This window comes from Mesorhizobium erdmanii, assembly GCF_013170725.1.
GTDB classification, from domain to species: Bacteria; Pseudomonadota; Alphaproteobacteria; order Rhizobiales; family Rhizobiaceae; genus Mesorhizobium; species Mesorhizobium erdmanii.
This window is the reverse complement of the sequence record NZ_CP033361.1, coordinates 4121739-4138661: the sequence shown is the minus strand read 5'-3', so window position 1 is coordinate 4138661 and position 16923 is coordinate 4121739. Positions and strand designations below refer to the sequence as shown.

Here is a 16923-nt window from a genome sequence, read left to right as displayed (position 1 = left end):
GCCAAAGCGCAGGAGAACCCAGATGAAACTCAATGATCTGCGTGACAAGGACGGCGCGACGCATTCCAAGAAGCGTCTCGGCCGCGGCATCGGTTCCGGCTCGGGCAAGACCGCCGGTCGCGGCGTCAAGGGCCAGAAGGCACGCTCCGGCGTCGCCATCAACGGCTTCGAGGGTGGCCAGATGCCGCTCTACAGGCGCCTGCCGAAGCGTGGCTTCAATAACCTCTTCGCCAAGAGCTTCGTTGTCGTATCGCTGGCCCGCATTCAGGAAGCCGTCGATGCCAAGAAGCTCGATGCCAAGGCAACCGTGACGGCCGAGGCGCTTGTCGCCGCCGGTGTCATCCGCCGCGTCAAGGACGGCGTGCGCGTGCTGTCCGATGGCGAACTCAAGGCGAAGCTCGCCTTCGACGTGGCCGGCGCTTCCAAGGCTGCGATCGAGAAGATCGAAAAGGCCGGCGGCTCGGTCAAATTGCCTGAAAAGGCAGCAGCCGAGTAACGGCAATTTGAAGCGTGATCGGCGGAAACGGGATCCCGTTCTGCTCACGATTGCGCTTTGATCTGCTCAATTAAGCGGCCGCGTCAACGCGGCCGCTTGCATGTTTAGAGCCCGGAGCTTATCTCGTGAGCTTCGGTGAAACGCACCGCCTGACCTCACGGGCCATCAAGCGTTACCAAGCGGAGAATCAGGCATGGCTTCGGCTGCTGAACAACTAGCCTCGAATCTGAATTTCTCGGCCTTCGCCAAGGCGGAGGATCTCAAGAAACGCATCTGGTTCACCATTGGCGCGTTGCTTGTGTACCGCCTCGGCACCTACATCCCGCTTCCCGGCATCAACCCCGACGCCTTCGCCCAGGCCTTCTCCTCGCAGAGCAAGGGCGTGCTCGGCATGTTCAACATGTTCGCCGGCGGCGCCGTGCAGCGCATGGCGATCTTCGCACTCGGCATCATGCCTTACATCTCCGCCTCCATCATCATGCAGCTGATGACGTCGGTCATCCCGTCGCTGGAAGCGCTGAAGAAGGAAGGCGAGCAGGGCCGCAAGGTCATCAACCAGTACACGCGTTACGGCACCGTGCTGCTAGCACTGGTGCAGGCCTATGGCATTTCCGTAGGTCTCGAGAACGGCAACGGCATCGTCAGCGATCCCGGCATGTTCTTCCGCATCTCCACCGTCGTCACGCTGGTCGGCGGCACCATGTTCCTGATGTGGCTTGGCGAGCAGATCACCGCGCGCGGCATCGGCAACGGCATTTCGCTGATCATCTTCTCCGGAATCGTCGCCGGCCTGCCGCATGCTATCTCGGGCACTCTGGAACTCGGCCGCACCGGCGCCCTGTCGACCGGCCTGATACTGGCGATCATCGTCCTGGCCATCGTCGTCATCGCGCTCATCGTGTTCTTCGAGCGCGCCCAGCGCCGCCTGCTGATCCAGTATCCGAAGCGCCAGGTCGGCAACCGCATGTTCCAGGGCGATACTTCGCACTTGCCGCTGAAGCTCAACACGTCGGGCGTCATCCCGCCGATCTTCGCTTCCTCGCTGCTGCTGCTGCCGGCCACAGTCGCCGGCTTCTCGCAGGCGACCAACATGCCGGCCTGGGCGAGCACCATCCTGGCCTCGCTTGGCCACGGCCAGCCGCTCTACATGGCATTCTACGCGGCGATGATCGTGTTCTTCGCCTTCTTCTACACAGCGATTGTCTTCAATCCGAAGGACACCGCCGACCAGCTCAAGAAGCATTCGGGCTTCATCCCGGGCTATCGTCCGGGCGAGCGAACCGCCGATTACATCGATTACGTTCTCACCCGCATCACCGTCGTCGGCGCCATCTACCTGGTGCTGGTGTGCCTGCTGCCGGAGTTCCTGATCTCGGCGACTGGCGTACCATTCTACCTTGGTGGCACATCGCTTCTGATCGTGGTCAGTGTCACGCTCGATACGGTTGCGCAGATTCAGGGCCACCTGATCGCGCACCAGTATGAAGGCCTGATCAAGAAGTCGAAGCTGCGCGGGGGGAAGAAAGCCAGATGAGGTTGATATTGCTTGGGCCGCCAGGAGCGGGCAAGGGGACACAAGCACAAAGACTGGTAGACAAACACGGCATACCCCAGCTTTCGACGGGCGACATGCTGCGTGCCGCCGTCCAGGCCGGTACCGAGGTCGGCAAGCGTGCGAAGGCGGTGATGGATGCCGGGGAACTGGTTTCCGACGCCATCGTCAACGCCATCGTTGCCGAGCGCATCGACCAGGCCGACTGCGCCAAGGGCTTCATCCTCGATGGCTACCCGCGGACGCTGGTACAGGCCGACGCGGTTGACCAGATGCTTTCGCAGCGCGGCATCGGTCTCGACACGGTCATCGAGCTGGTTGTCGACGACAGGGCTCTCGTCGGCCGCATCGTCAAACGCGCCGAGGACGCCAAGGCCGCCGGCCACCCGGTGCGCAAGGACGACAATCCGGCGGTGTTCGAAGAGCGCCTGCGGGAGTACTACAAGAAGACCGCTCCGCTGACCGGCTACTACTACGCCAAGGGCAAGCTCAAGACGGTCGACGGCATGGCCAGCATCGACGCGGTGACCGCCGAGATCGAAGCCGTGCTGGCTGCGACCGCCAAGGCGCGGTAAGGGAATTTAACGATTAGGCTTGACGGGAGCGGCCCGCTGCGGTATGGCGGCCCGTCTTCCTATCAGGTGCGAACTTTGCTTGTCCGCAAGGGCAAGGCAGTCGCTTTGAACTGGAAACTCCCGCAAGGGCCGGCCTCCACCGGACGCGGGGCAACTTTGACAGCGCCGGGCCTGCCTCGTTTTGAAGGTCGACCGGTCCAAATGGAGAAGAGAAGAACATGGCTCGTATAGCCGGCGTTAACATTCCGACCAACAAGCGCGTCGTCATCGCGCTCCAGTACATTCACGGCATTGGCAAGAAGTTCGCCCAGGAGATCGTCGACAAGGTCGGCATCCCGGCCGAGCGTCGCGTCAACCAACTGACCGACGCGGAAGTGCTGCAGATCCGCGAGACCATCGACCGCGACTACCAGGTCGAGGGCGATCTGCGCCGCGAAGTGTCGATGAACATCAAGCGTCTCATGGACCTCGGTTGCTACCGCGGCCTGCGTCACCGTCGCTCGCTGCCGGTTCGCGGCCAGCGCACGCACACCAATGCACGCACCCGCAAGGGCCCGGCCAAGTCGATCGCCGGCAAGAAGAAGTAATTTTTAGGGGAATATGGGAGTGGGGGAGTAAGGCAGTAGGGAATGCCCGTCGATCGGGTCGCATTTTTCCCTACTCCCTTACTGCCCTATTCCCCTACTCCCTTAACAAGGTGGAGCCGCTGGCATTACGGCGGTGTAGAGATCAACTGAAAGGACTATCATGGCCAAGGAAGCCGCTCGTGTTCGCCGTCGCGAACGCAAGAATATCTCGTCGGGCGTTGCCCACGTCAATTCGACCTTCAACAACACGATGATCACCATCACCGACGCGCAGGGCAATTCGATCGCCTGGTCGTCGGCCGGCGCCCAGGGCTTCAAGGGTTCGCGCAAATCGACCCCGTTCGCCGCCCAGATGGCTGCCGAGGACGTTGCCAAGAAGGCCCAGGAACACGGCATGCGCATGCTCGAAGTCGAGGTCTGCGGACCTGGCTCCGGTCGCGAATCGGCGTTGCGCGCCCTGCAGGCGGCCGGCTTCACCATCACCTCGATCCGTGATGTGACGCCGATCCCGCACAATGGCTGCCGCCCGCGCAAGAAGCGCCGCGTCTAAATTTATCGAACGCCGCGCGAACGCTCACAGGGCGTTCCTCCGCGGTATTCCAGGTCGCCCGCCACGATTGGATGGTGGCGGGTCAACGGAAGGAAAGCATCATGATCCAGAAAAATTGGCAGGAACTGATCAAGCCGAACAAGATCGAGTTCTCGTCGAAGAAGAAGACGCTGACCACGCTGGTGGCCGAGCCGCTCGAGCGTGGCTTTGGCCTCACCCTCGGCAACGCGCTGCGCCGCGTGCTCCTGTCTTCGCTGCGCGGTGCGGCCGTTACCGCCGTGCAGATCGACGGCGTCCTGCATGAATTCTCGTCCATCGCCGGCGTGCGCGAGGACGTGACCGACATCGTCCTCAACATCAAGGAAATCGCCATCCGCATGGAAGGCGATGGCCCCAAGCGCATGGTCGTGCGCAAGCAGGGACCGGGTGCGGTTCTGGCCGGCGACATCCAGACAGTTGGCGACGTCGAGATCCTCAACCCCGACCACGTCATCTGCACGCTGGACGAAGGCGCTGAAATCCGCATGGAGTTCACCGTCGACACCGGCAAGGGTTACGTGCCGGCCGAGCGCAACCGCGCCGAGGACGCGCCGATCGGCCTGATCCCGGTCGACAGCCTCTATTCGCCGGTCAAGAAGGTCTCCTACAAGGTCGAGAACACCCGCGAAGGCCAGGTTCTCGATTATGACAAGCTGACCATGACCATCGAGACCGACGGTTCGATCTCGGGCGAGGACGCGGTAGCTTTCGCCGCCCGCATCCTGCAGGACCAGCTTGGCCTGTTCGTCAACTTCGACGAGCCGCAGAAGGAAGTCGCGGCGGAAGCCGTCACCGAGCTCGCTTTCAATCCGGCGCTGCTCAAGAAGGTCGACGAACTGGAGCTGTCCGTGCGTTCGGCCAACTGCCTGAAGAACGACAACATCGTCTACATCGGCGATCTCATCCAGAAGACCGAAGCCGAGATGCTGCGCACCCCGAACTTCGGCCGCAAGTCGCTGAACGAGATCAAGGAAGTGCTTGCGGCGATGGGCCTCCATCTCGGCATGGAAGTGCCGGACTGGCCGCCGGAAAACATCGAAGACCTCGCCAAGCGTTACGAAGACCAATATTGAGCATGATTTCCAAGGATCGGCGGCGTGAGCCGCTCGATCCGACGGTCATGCGGAAAATCATCAGAGGCCGTGGCCTCTTGAACAACTGAAGAAGGAAAAGAGCCATGCGCCACGGTTTCAAAGGCCGCCGCTTCGCCCGCAGCATCAGCCATCGCAAGTCGATGTTCGCCAATCTCGCTGTCTCGCTGCTCGAGCACGAGCAGATCGTCACCACCCTGCCGAAGGCGAAGGACCTGCGTCCGATCGTCGAGAAGCTGGTGACGCTCGGCAAGCGCGGCGACCTGCACGCACGCCGCCAGGTGATCGCGCAGATCGGCAATGAAGGCGTCGTCAAGCGCCTGTTCGACACCATCGCCCCGCGCTACGCCTCCCGCAACGGCGGCTACCTGCGCATCATGAAGGCAGGCTTCCGTCACGGCGACAATGCCGCGATGGCGGTCATCGAGTTCGTCGATCGCGATCCGGAGGCCAAGGGCGCCGCCGATCGCGCCCGCCTCGAAGCCGAAGGCACCGACGCGGAAACCGCAGCCGCATAAGGCTGCGTCTTCCCAAAATGACTTGAAGGGGCCTGCGGGCCCCTTTTTCATATTTAGCGTGGTTCAAGGCATGCCCAGAAGAAGTGTTGACGTGAAATAATCGGATTTCAGCGGCTTAGCCTTTCATTTTGCACAATCGTCGGGACAATGCGCCCGAACTTGCCTTGGAGGATTCGCGAATGCGCGCCAAAAGACTGTCCCTTGTCCTGCTCTGCGCCTTCATGGTGTTCGCAGCCGCACCGGCAGTCCGGCAGGCGTTGGCTGAGGACGCTGCAAAGCCTGCCGATCCGGGCCTTTCCGACGTGCTGACCGACCTGCTGCATGGCGTCGAAGGTGAAAACTCCACCTCCGGGCCAGACAAGCGCGTGCCGTTCGGCCGCGAGGAGGTGCAGCTTTCGTTCGCGCCGCTGGTCAAGCAGACCGCGCCGGCCGTGGTCAATGTCTATGCTTCGCAGACGGCCAAGGTCACGTCGCCGTTTGAAGGCGATCCGTTCTTCGAGGAGTTTTTCGGCCGTGCGCAGCCGCGCGCGCAATCCTCGCTCGGCTCGGGCGTGCTCGTCGATCCGAGCGGTGTCATCGTCACCAATTTCCACGTCATCAAGGATGCCGACGAGGTCAAGGTGGCGACCGCCGATGGCCGTGAATTCACCAGCAAGGTCATGCTCAAGGACGAGACCCTGGATCTCGCCGTGCTCAAGATCGAATCCGACAAACCGTTCCCAGTCATTGCCATCGGCGATTCCGACGCGCTCGAGGTCGGCGACCTGGTGCTGGCCATCGGCAACCCCTTCGGCGTCGGCCAGACCACCACCAGCGGCATCGTCTCCGCGTTGGCCCGCAGCCATATCGGCGTTTCGGATTCGGGCTATTTCATCCAGACCGACGCCGCCATCAACCCCGGCAATTCCGGTGGCGCGCTGATCAACATGGGCGGCCAGCTGGTCGGCATCAACACGGCGATCTACAGCCGCAGCGGCGGCTCGATCGGCATCGGCTTTGCCATCCCCGCCAACATGGTGCGGGCTTTCGCCGATGCCGCCAAGGCCGGTCTCGACTTCTTTGAGCGGCCCTATATCGGCGCCGAGTTTGAGGCCGTCACGCCGCAAATCGCCGAATCGCTCGCCATGGAAAAGCCGACCGGAGCCTTGGTCTCTTCGGTCGATGCGACTGGACCGGCCGGCAAGGCGGGGCTTAAGCCTGGCGACGTCGTGCTGCAGATCAACGGCAAGCCGGTCGAAAGCATCGAGGCGCTGGACTATCGCATGGCGACGCTGTCGATCGGCACCAAGGCCAATTTCGCTATCCTGACCAAGGGACAGAAGGCGGCGATGGACATCGCGCTGGAGCGTGCGCCGGAGGGGGCGAAGGCCTCGGAAGTGACGCTGCATGGCCGCAGCCCGTTCTCGGGCGCCAAGGTCGCGGAACTGTCGCCGCGGCTTGCGCAGAAGCTCGGCCTGCGCACCGACCTCAAGGGCGTAACGGTGATTGACATCAACCGTGATTCGCCGGCCGCGGATTTCGGCTTCCAGCCGGGCGACATCGTGCGCGAGGTCAACGGCACCACCATCGACACCGCCGCGACGCTGGCGCAGATAGCCCAGCAGGATACGCGCTGGTGGCGCTTTACCGTCGAGCGCGGCGGGCAGATACTGCGCCAGGTGTTGCGCTATTAAGCTGATCGCCCCATCTTCAGAGCATGATCCCGAAAAGTGGGAACCGGTTTTCGTATAAGATCATGCTCCAAAAAGAGAGCGATCATGCTCCAACCAGAAGACCTACATGGCCGATCTGTTCAGTGTCGATGAACCGGAGAAGGCGCCGCCCGGGCGGCCGCTTGCCGACCGGTTGCGGCCGAGGAACCTTGGCGAGGTCGTCGGCCAGGAGCACCTGACCGGTCCCGATGGCGCCCTGACCCGTTTGATCGGCTCTGGTTCGCTCGGCTCGATGATCTTCTGGGGCCCCCCCGGAACCGGCAAGACCACGGTGGCGAGGCTGCTCGCCGGCGAGACCAGCCTTGCCTTCGAGCAGATATCGGCGGTCTTCTCCGGCGTCGCCGACCTGAAGAAGGTGTTCGAGGCGGCCAAGCTGCGCCGCGCCAACGGCCGCCAGACCCTGCTTTTCGTCGACGAGATCCATCGCTTCAACCGCGCCCAGCAGGATTCCTTTCTCCCTGTCATGGAGGATGGGACGGTTGTCCTAGTTGGCGCGACAACCGAGAATCCATCCTTCGAACTGAACGCCGCCTTGCTGTCGCGCGCGCGCGTGATGGTCTTTCATTCGCTTGGCGAGGAGAGCATCGCCAAGCTGATGATGCGCGCGGAGGAGACGGAGGGCAGGGCGCTTCCGCTCGACGAAGACGCGCGGACGATGCTGATCCGCATGAGCGATGGCGATGGACGCGCCTCGCTGACGCTCGCCGAGGAAGTCTGGCGTGCCGCCAAGCCTGGCGAGGTCTTCGATCCCGAAGGGCTGCAGCGCATCGTGCAGCGCCGCGCGCCAATTTACGACAAGGGCCAGGACGGCCACTACAATTTGATCTCGGCGCTGCACAAATCGGTGCGTGGCTCCGATCCCGATGCCGCACTCTACTATCTCGCCCGCATGTTCGATGCCGGCGAGGATCCGCTCTATCTCGGCCGCCGGCTGGTGCGCATGGCGATGGAGGACATCGGCCTTGCCGATCCGCAGGCGCTGGTCATCGCCAACGCCGCCAAGGACGCCTATGACTATCTGGGCTCGCCGGAGGGCGAACTCGCCTTTGCCGAGGCCACCGTCTATCTCGCCACCGCGCCCAAATCCAATGCCGTCTACACTGCCTTCAAGGCGGCCACGCGCGCTGCCAAGGAGCATGGCTCGCTGCTGCCGCCGAAGCATATCCTCAACGCGCCGACCAAGCTGATGAAGGAAGAGGATTACGGCGCCGGCTACCGCTACGATCACGATGAGCCGGATGCTTTTTCGGGTCAGGACTATTTTCCGGAGAAGATGGGCCGCCAGATCTTCTACGATCCGCCTGAGCGCGGCTTCGAGCGCGATATCCGCAAGCGGCTCGACTATTGGGCGAAGCTGCGCAAAGAGCGGGAATAGCAGGCTTGCGTGGCCCGGTGGTCGTGACGCTTCGAAGCGAGGCCTCGCCTTGGGGCATTTCAACCTCGGTCGTTCTCCACGCGATGCTCGCCGCCACGCTGGCGCTTATGCCGTTGCCAAAGCGGCCGAAGCGGCTGGAAGAGGAGCGGGTGTCGGTCGACATTCTGACGCCGCGGCAGTTCGAGGCCTCGACAAGGCCGCCGTCGGCACCGGCTCCCTCTCCAGTGCCTGAGGTTCGAGCCCCGACGCTCCCATCGGCGCCGCCACCGGCCCCGAGTGTTCCTCAACCTCGACAGCGCACCGCTCCGGCGATGATCCGGCCGACCCAAATGCTGTCGGCCAAGACGCTTGCCGATCCGCGCAGCCGGCAGGCGCGCGCCGATCTCAAGACCTTCGCTTCCGACGAGCGCATGGTGCAATTGTGTAATCTGGAGGCCATGGACCAGATCCGGCATTGGCGCGCGGACTTTCAGCCGGAACGCGTCGTGCCTTACGCGACGGCCGAGGAGAAGGTCAGAGGCACCACGATCGCCGCCGACGGCGCGGCTTTTCGCAGCCGTAGAAACTGGTATACCTGAAATTCAAATGCCAGCTCGCACCAGACGGCCAAAGCGTCATCGGCTTTGAGTTCCTGGTCGGCGATCCCGTGGCCAGGGAGAAATGGGACGAGCTCGGCTTGCCGGCGGTGCATTGACGGAAGCCGGCAAATTCCACCAGGCAACTGCCAAGCCACAAAGTCGTGGCGTTGTGCGGCGACCCAAAAGACCTTATCAAGGCGCACGACCGGGCGGTGGTCGTTGCCGTGATTTGGCACACTCATTCGCAACAGGATCGCGCTCGGCGCGTGGAAAAATGACAAAAGCTCTTCGCAAATCCCTTCGCAAATTCGCCATCGCCGTACCGCTTCTCGCCCTTGGCTTCTATTTCATCCCCATCCTGACGACGATCTTCATCGTTTGCGGCCTGATCGACGTGCTGCGCAACGACAGGAAGGATATGGCGCTGTTCTCGGGCTACTTCCTTGGCAACGGCCTGTTCACCTGGCTGCTGTCGCCCTTCAACCTGCTGGTCGATCTGCTCTGCTACCGGAACCCCGGTGTCTGGAAGCTGGAGCAGTTTCCGGAAGACTATCAGCGCGAGGTCAATGAGGTCCTGGACATCTTCAAGGCCCGCAAGGACGAGATCATCGCCGACATCGACGCCAATTTCGGCGCCGGCCGGCGCGGCATGTACGTCTACCAGTGGTACGGCAAGCACAGGATCGACAACGTCGCCGAGTTCAACAAGGATTTCAAATACATCAAGACCATCGCCGTGTCGGTCTTCAGCAAACGCGAATCGACCTCCTGGCATTTCGGTCCGCTACGGCTCAGCCTGCGCATCCTCTATAACCTGATCCCGGTCAAAGCCGAAATCTTCGTCGAGTGCGGCAACGTTAAGAACTACTGGTATGACAATCCGCAGTTCATTTTCGACGACACGCTGCTGCACCGCTCGGTCAACGAATATGACGGCCGCCGCTACTGCGTGTTCATGGACATTGTCAGGCCGTCCCCGTTCCCGAGATTGATCGCCGGCATGCTCGCTGTTGTCTCCGTCAGCGTCGAGCGCATCAATTCGATGTTCTACAAGAACTGGAAGATGATCGGCTCGACCAAGCCCAAGAAGGTCGAAACCACCTGAGCTGAAATCGCCGACGCTGCCGGTTCTGCCGGCAGCGTTCCGGTGTGCGAGGCCGGGTCATCTTTGGCGGCTTCTCACGTATCGCTTCGATATATATCACGTACGCATAATATATAGAGCGACCGCTTGGAAGGGTATGTTCCTTCAGCGGTATTTCAGCGCGCGGTCAACACTTGCGATGTCCGTGCATTTAAGTATACATCCTGTTCAAGGCACCGATAGTTGGTTGCGCGAATTCTTCCGATTCTCGTTTGGCAGAACAGCTCTCAGATATATTAGCAACGTCTAAGAGTTGACTGGGGAAGATCCGTCTCTTGTTTTCTTGGCGACTTCAAGTGACTGAGAAGAAAATACTCGGATTCTGCGGTGCTTACATATGCATCGCGTTGCTCGGCATTGCCCTGAGCGCGGCGTACATAAATCTCGAAGAACCCGTCTATTATTGGGATTTCGCAGCCTATTTCAATATGTTCAAACAGCAGGGAGCGCTGCTGGCCGATAGCCCCTCGGAATGGCTGAGCCAACTGGGTACCTCGATCGCGACGGAAGATTACGGCGTGGCGATCCTTGTGCCTCTGATGCCGTTTCACTTCATGTTTGGCGATTCAAGACTCGCCTTCGTTGCCGGAATTGTCACGGTTTATCTGGCTCCGGCGGTCCTGTTCATGGGCAGGATAAGTTATCTGGAAGCGGTCTCCGAGACACCTTCCCGAAGCCGGCTCGCGGTCTGGATCGCGGTCTTTCTCTACACGCCGTTCTGGGCGCCGACGCTGCGCGGGTTGCCCGACATTGCCGGATGCATCGCTCTCACCGCGGCGACCTATTTTCTGTGGAAGTCCAGATTCCTGACCCGTGAGCCAGTGATCAGCGGAATATCGGTCGGCGCATGCCTGTGGTTGGCGTTCATGCTGCGTCGCTGGTACGCCTATGCCGCCATCGGGATCACTGTCTCGGCAGCAATTTTTTGCCTGCAGCAGATCGCTAGGGATCGAGATTTCCCCGCCTTCCGGAAAGCGGCGTTGGGCTGCGCGTGTGTGATTTTCGTTGTTGCCGCGACCGCGTTGCACTTCCAATTGCCGCTGATCGCCAGAATTCTTGGAACCAGCTACGCCGATCTTTATAGCGGCTACAGAACGACCATCGTTACCCAGCTTGCCGGAGTGGGATCCCGCCTCAGCTATGTCAATTGGGCGTTGATCATTGTGGGTCTTTATATCTCCGTGGTGCGCGGCAACAGGTTTTCCCTGTTCTGTGCCATTGCTTCGGTCCTCACCTTTCTTCTTTTCACCCGCACGCAGGATCCGGAACGTCATCACTCGCTGCCGATATTTCTTTGGCTCCTTCCCGCATACACACAGGCAATCGTTTCGATTGTTTCGGCGCTGGCGCTGAGATCGCGATGGTCGACCGCCGTCGTAGCCACTGTCGCCGGCTTTGCCTTTCTCGGCGCGTTTTTTCCAACCGGTCGACAGTTGCTGTCTCCGATCGGGTTCGTTTTTCCCAGCGAAGCCACGCTTCCCCTTCACCTCGACAATCTCCCCGAATACAGGCGCCTGATCGATGACCTCGTCAGCAGGATGGGGCCGGACGACCATTTTTCGGTGTTTGCTTCTGGCCCTGTCATGAGCGATGCGTTGTTATTTGGCATGGATCGGCGTCTGCTTCCGCATGTCGGATGGATTTGCCAGGTGGATAGTCGCGATCAGTTCCGGCCGGACGCACTGAAATCCAGATATGTGATCGTAACCGACCAGCCCGTTACGCACCTGCAACCCGGCGCGCAGACCTGTGTCACGCTTCCGAACCAACATATTTTTGACGGGACGGGCCTGGGCGCCGCTTACAAGCAACTCGCGTCATACCGATTGTCCGGCGGCGTCAACGGTTACCTCTATGAGCAGGTACGCCCGGTCAGCGCACCGGAAATCGATTCTCTCTACGGCGAGTTCAGGAAGCGGTATCCGGCCTGGACAGTGCCTGCGCAGTGACGAGCGTGTTGACTGAGCCGGGCCATATCGCCGATCTTGCCATCCCTTAGCCGGCCTTGCACCATCGTCCTATAGCGCCACAGAGCTTCACTCCTATACATCTGATACAGTGGATATATCGGAACGGATATAACGCTGAGTTGGACGTGACAATCGCCTTGGGAGGATGAGGTGAGCGGGCGGCAGCCGACCGGTCATCATGCGGATTTCGTCCAGGCCTCCATCGCCAGCAGCGATGCGGCGCGCTCGGCGCTGGTCGCATCCTGGCGACGCTCAATGACCTTGCACGGTCTCGATCCGGCCGAACGCAAGGCGCCTCGACGCCTCACCGAAGGCGAGTTGAGCGAGGCCCGGCGCCGCATCGAGCCTCTGCTTCGCGCCGCGGATGCGAGCCTCGATCGTCTATACCTGGCTGTAGGCGGCGTTGGCTGCTGCGTGCTGCTGGCCGACCGCGACGGCATTCCCGTCGAACGTCGTGGCGCCGTCGCCGATAACGACACGTTCGACGAGTGGGGGTTGTGGACAGGCACTGTATGGAGCGAGGACTCCGAGGGCACCAACGGCATCGGCACATGTCTCGCCGACCAGCGTGCGCTGACTATTCACCGTGATCAGCACTTCTTTTCGAGCAACACGCTGCTCAGTTGCACGACGGCGCCGATTTACGACCACGAAGGCAATCTGGCTGCCGCGCTCGATGTCTCGTCGTGCCGGTCGGATCTGACCGAAGGCTTTGTCGGCCTGATCGCCATGGCGGTCGGTGATGCCGCGCGCCGCATCGAGGCCGAGAATTTTCGCCTGTGTTTTCCCGATGCCCGCATTCTGCTTGCCTCGGCGGCCGAGCGTAGCGCCGGTGCGCTGATCGCCGTCAACTGCGATGATCTGGTCGTCGGCGCGACACGCTCGGCGCGGCAGACCCTCGGCATCACGCAACAGGCGTTGGCCAGGGGGCTGCCCGCCGCAGACATTCTCGGCGACGTTGCCAAGGCCGCCGAGGAACTTGAAGAGGCGGAGCGCGGAGTAATCCAGCGGGCGATCACGCGCGCCGATGGCAACGTCTCCGCCGCCGCGCAAAATCTCGGCATTTCTCGGGCCACTCTGCATCGCAAGCTCGCCCGCTTGGGCATCCGCCGGCCACATTGAGGTTTCGGCGCCGAAACTGTCGCAATCTTGCGACAGTCGGCCTGGTGCAGACGACCTGCCCGGGCTGACAAAGCCCGACGGCATCCTCACTCTCCCTGACAGCGCGGTACATCCCGTGCCGCTGTTTCCTGGGAGGAAGACAAATGAACAAGGTGGAATTTTCACGCACGGCCAAGGTGCCCTTCGCCAAGCGTTACGACAACTATATCGGCGGCAAATGGGTGGCGCCGCATTCAGGAAAATATTTCGACAACATCTCGCCGGTCAACGGAAAGCCGCTTGGCGAAATCGCCCGTTCGGACGCAAACGACATCGAGGCAGCGCTCGATGCCGCGCACAAGGCTAAGGATGCCTGGGGCAGGACGAGTGCCGCCGCCCGTGCGCTGATCCTCAACCGCATCGCCGACCGCATGGAAGACAATCTCGATCTTCTGGCGCTCGCCGAGACCTGGGACAATGGCAAGCCGATCCGCGAGACGACCGCCGCCGACCTACCGCTCGCCATCGACCATTTCCGTTATTTCGCCGGTGCCGTACGCAGCCAGGAAGGCGGCATCTCCGAAATCGATCACGACACCGTCGCCTATCATTTTCATGAGCCGCTTGGCGTCGTCGGCCAGATCATTCCCTGGAACTTCCCCTTGCTGATGGCGGTGTGGAAGCTGGCGCCGGCGCTTGCCGCCGGCAATTGCGTCGTCCTGAAGCCGGCCGAACAGACGCCCTCCACCATCATGCTATGGGCGGATCTGGTTGGCGACCTGTTGCCGGATGGCGTGCTCAACATCGTCAACGGCTTTGGCCTCGAGGCGGGCAAGCCGCTTGCCTCCTCGAACCGCATCGCCAAGATCGCGTTCACCGGCGAGACCACGACCGGCCGCCTAATCTCGCAATATGCCAGCCAGAACCTCATCCCGGTGACGCTGGAACTCGGCGGCAAGTCGCCCAACATCTTCTTCCAGGACGTTACCGCCGAGGACGACGACTTCTTCGACAAGGCGATCGAAGGTTTTGTCATGTTTGCGCTCAACCAGGGCGAGGTCTGCACCTGCCCGAGCCGGGCGCTGGTGCATGAGAAGATCTACGACAAGTTCATGGAGCGTGCGCTGAAGCGCGTCGAGGCGATCGTCCAGGGCGATCCGCTTGACCCGGCAACGATGATCGGTGCGCAGGCGTCGAGCGAACAGCTGGAGAAGATCCTGAGCTACTTCGACATCGGCCGCCAGGAAGGTGCCGAAGTGTTGACCGGGGGCGAGCAGAACCACCTGCCGGGCGACCTGGCCGGCGGCTACTACGTCAAGCCGACCGTGTTCAAGGGTCACAACAAGATGCGGGTCTTCCAGGAGGAGATCTTCGGACCGGTGGTTTCGGTGACGACCTTCAAGGATGACGATGAGGCACTGTCGATCGCCAACGACACGCTCTACGGCCTTGGCGCCGGCATCTGGAGCCGCGACGCTAACCGCTGCTACCGTTTCGGCCGCGCCATCCAGGCTGGCCGCGTCTGGACGAATTGCTACCATGCCTATCCCGCGCATGCGGCGTTTGGCGGCTACAAGCAGTCGGGCATCGGTCGTGAAAATCACAAGATGATGCTCGACCATTATCAGCAGACCAAGAACATGCTTGTCAGCTATAGCCCAAAGAAGCTCGGTTTCTTCTGATCACCTCCCAGCCAGCGCATGATCCCGTCGAAAGGATCATGCGCGATCTTCACACGAGGCGCGGCTTTCATCGCCCCGCCTCGTTCCCTTCGTGAAGGAGCACGCTTCGTGATGGAGGATGGCATGCTCGACAAGGTTTCCCTGGGAAAAGTCTCTGCCACGCCGGCAGCCCGGGCATTTCTGGCCGAAATCATCGCCGATCACGGCCCGGTGCTGTTCCACCAGTCGGGCGGTTGCTGCGATGGATCCTCGCCGATGTGCTATCCCCGGAGCGATTTCATCGTCGGCGACAAAGATGTCATGCTCGGCGAAATCGGCGAGACTCCCGTCTACATCAGCGCTTCGCAGCATGAGGTGTGGAAGCACACCGATCTGATCATCGATGTGGTGCCGGGCAGGGGCGGCATGTTCTCGCTCGACAATGGACGCGAGAGGCGGTTCCTGACGCGTTCAACTGTTTGTGCGGCGCCAGCGCCCATACGCGCAGGGGATTGACCGGACCGCCCCGCGAGGGCAGAAAACCGCCATGCTCAATCTCCTTCTCGTTGTTCTGGGCGGCGGCATTGGCGCCGGCATCCGCCACCTGGCCAATATGGGCACGTTGCGGCTCATCGGTCCGAATTTTCCGTGGGGCACGATGGTCATCAACATCGTCGGCTCTTTCGCCATGGGCCTGTTCATCGCAACCTTGGCGCGGCGCGGCGGATCGAACGAGCTTAGGCTGTTCGTCGCCACCGGCGTCTTTGGCGGCTTCACCACTTTTTCTGCTTTTTCGCTCGATTTCGCGACACTGTGGGAGCGCGGAGCCACGCTCCCGGCGTTCGGATATGCGCTGGCCAGCGTCATTGGCGCCATCATCTCCCTGTTTTTGGGTCTTTGGCTCGCAAGAAGCCTGCCTTAGTGCTATTGCCGCGCCAAGCGCAGGTCGAGCCCTGCTTTGGAAACGGATAAGCGAAGAAAAATGGCAGGCGTCGAACAGATCACGGTGGAGGCCGGCGAGGCGGGCATGCGGCTCGATCGCTGGTTCAAAACCCATTTCCCAGGCCTTGGCTTCGGCCATCTGCAGAAGCTGCTGCGCTCGGGCCAGATCCGCGTCGATGGCGGCCGCGTCAAGGCCGACAGCCGTGTCGAGCCTGGCCAGGTAGTCCGCGTTCCGCCGCTCGAGGTCGACAAGAAGGGCGAAAGTGCGCTGACCGGCCATTCGTTCCGTAACCAGGGCGATGCCGACGTCCTGGCGAAGATGCTGATCTATGAGGATCCGAAGGTTTTCGTTTTCAACAAACCGGCAGGCCTTGCAGTGCAGGGCGGCTCGGGCGTCACCCGCAATGTCGACGACATGCTCGAAGCCTGGCGCAGCCAGAAGGGCGAGAAGCCACGGCTGGTTCATCGGCTCGATCGCGACACGTCGGGCGTGCTGGTCGTCGCCCGCACGAGGCTGGCCGCCATGAAGCTGTCCGAAGCGTTCCGCGCCCGCGAAACGAAAAAGACCTACTGGGCCTTGGTCAAGGGCGTGCCGCCCAAGCGCGAGGACAAGATCTCGACCTGGCTGATCAAGGAGCCAACCGAGGACGGCGACCGCGTGCGGGTGGCCGCGCATGGCGAAAAAGGCGCCGACCACGCCGTGTCCTACTATCGCATCATCGAGCAGGCGGCGCAGACCATGACCTGGCTGGAAATGGAGCCCTATACCGGCCGCACCCACCAGCTTCGCGTCCATGCCGCCTATATTGGCTGCCCGATCATCGGCGACCCGAAATATTTCGAGGCCGACACCAACTGGGATTTTCCCGGCGGCATCCAGAACCGCCTGCATCTGCATGCCCGCCGCATCATCATTCCGCATCCCGACAAGGGCGTCATTGACGTCACCGCGCCGATGCCGCCGCATATGCGCCAGAGCTGGAACCTCATCGGCTTCGACGACGCCAGCGCGGAGGACTGATCTTGAGCGGC

Annotated in this window: 16 protein-coding genes and 1 pseudogene; all 17 read left to right on the top strand. The window is 61.7% G+C overall.

From position 1 onward, the window contains the following. Positions 1-22: 22 nt before the first annotated feature. The 17 genes and pseudogenes from rplO (at position 23) to EB233_RS19975 (ending at position 16912) form a co-directional block, all read left to right on the top strand. On the top strand, positions 23-496 hold the full coding sequence (gene rplO / locus EB233_RS20055; RefSeq protein ID WP_027051778.1) for a 50S ribosomal protein L15: 474 nt from the start codon (positions 23-25) through the stop codon (positions 494-496). Between the two features lie 193 nt (positions 497-689). Beyond that, positions 690-2030, top strand: coding sequence for a preprotein translocase subunit SecY (gene secY / locus EB233_RS20050; protein WP_027051779.1), 1341 nt, complete (start codon positions 690-692; stop codon positions 2028-2030). Then, positions 2027-2623 carry an adenylate kinase gene (locus EB233_RS20045; protein ID WP_064991427.1) on the top strand — a complete coding sequence of 199 codons (597 nt, stop codon included), beginning with the start codon at positions 2027-2029 and terminating at the stop codon, positions 2621-2623. Before secY ends, EB233_RS20045 begins: the two co-directional genes overlap by 4 nt. 218 nt (positions 2624-2841) lie before the next feature. Next, on the top strand, positions 2842-3210 hold the full coding sequence (gene rpsM / locus EB233_RS20040; protein WP_006205445.1) for a 30S ribosomal protein S13: 369 nt from the start codon (positions 2842-2844) through the stop codon (positions 3208-3210). A gap of 160 nt (positions 3211-3370) precedes the next feature. Continuing rightward, positions 3371-3760, top strand: coding sequence for a 30S ribosomal protein S11 (gene rpsK, locus EB233_RS20035; RefSeq protein ID WP_006205444.1), 390 nt, complete (start codon positions 3371-3373; stop codon positions 3758-3760). Between the two features lie 101 nt (positions 3761-3861). Further along, positions 3862-4872 (top strand): DNA-directed RNA polymerase subunit alpha, encoded by a 1011-nt coding sequence (locus EB233_RS20030; RefSeq protein WP_006205443.1) that lies wholly within the window; start codon positions 3862-3864, stop codon positions 4870-4872. A gap of 104 nt (positions 4873-4976) precedes the next feature. Beyond that, positions 4977-5408, top strand: a complete 432-nt coding sequence (gene rplQ, locus EB233_RS20025) for a 50S ribosomal protein L17 (RefSeq protein WP_064991426.1) — start codon at positions 4977-4979, stop codon at positions 5406-5408. Between the two features lie 179 nt (positions 5409-5587). Beyond that, entirely contained in the window at positions 5588-7081 is a 1494-nt protein-coding gene (locus EB233_RS20020) for a DegQ family serine endoprotease (RefSeq protein ID WP_064991425.1), read from the top strand. Between the two features lie 106 nt (positions 7082-7187). Beyond that, positions 7188-8495, top strand: coding sequence for a replication-associated recombination protein A (locus tag EB233_RS20015; protein WP_064991424.1), 1308 nt, complete (start codon positions 7188-7190; stop codon positions 8493-8495). A gap of 83 nt (positions 8496-8578) precedes the next feature. Then, a pseudogene (locus tag EB233_RS32270) lies at positions 8579-9189 on the top strand (DUF930 domain-containing protein). 158 nt (positions 9190-9347) lie between these two features. Further along, the gene (locus tag EB233_RS20005; protein WP_064991423.1) at positions 9348-10178 is read left to right on the top strand and encodes an aspartyl/asparaginyl beta-hydroxylase domain-containing protein; all 831 of its coding nucleotides are present in this window, start codon (positions 9348-9350) and stop codon (positions 10176-10178) included. A 335-nt stretch (positions 10179-10513) separates the two neighbouring features. Further along, on the top strand, positions 10514-12166 hold the full coding sequence (locus EB233_RS20000; protein WP_064991422.1) for a hypothetical protein: 1653 nt from the start codon (positions 10514-10516) through the stop codon (positions 12164-12166). Positions 12167-12337: 171 nt separating this feature from the next. Continuing rightward, complete coding sequence (locus EB233_RS19995; protein ID WP_064991421.1) at positions 12338-13309, top strand: helix-turn-helix domain-containing protein; 972 nt, start codon at positions 12338-12340, stop codon at positions 13307-13309. A gap of 143 nt (positions 13310-13452) precedes the next feature. Beyond that, positions 13453-14970 (top strand): aldehyde dehydrogenase, encoded by a 1518-nt coding sequence (gene adh / locus EB233_RS19990; protein ID WP_064991420.1) that lies wholly within the window; start codon positions 13453-13455, stop codon positions 14968-14970. A gap of 123 nt (positions 14971-15093) precedes the next feature. Continuing rightward, complete coding sequence (locus tag EB233_RS19985; protein ID WP_064991643.1) at positions 15094-15465, top strand: DUF779 domain-containing protein; 372 nt, start codon at positions 15094-15096, stop codon at positions 15463-15465. A 31-nt stretch (positions 15466-15496) separates the two neighbouring features. Beyond that, on the top strand, positions 15497-15871 hold the full coding sequence (gene crcB, locus EB233_RS19980) for a fluoride efflux transporter CrcB (RefSeq protein WP_064991419.1): 375 nt from the start codon (positions 15497-15499) through the stop codon (positions 15869-15871). A gap of 60 nt (positions 15872-15931) precedes the next feature. After that, positions 15932-16912, top strand: coding sequence for an RluA family pseudouridine synthase (locus EB233_RS19975; protein ID WP_064991418.1), 981 nt, complete (start codon positions 15932-15934; stop codon positions 16910-16912). The last annotated feature ends 11 nt before the right edge of the window (positions 16913-16923 follow it).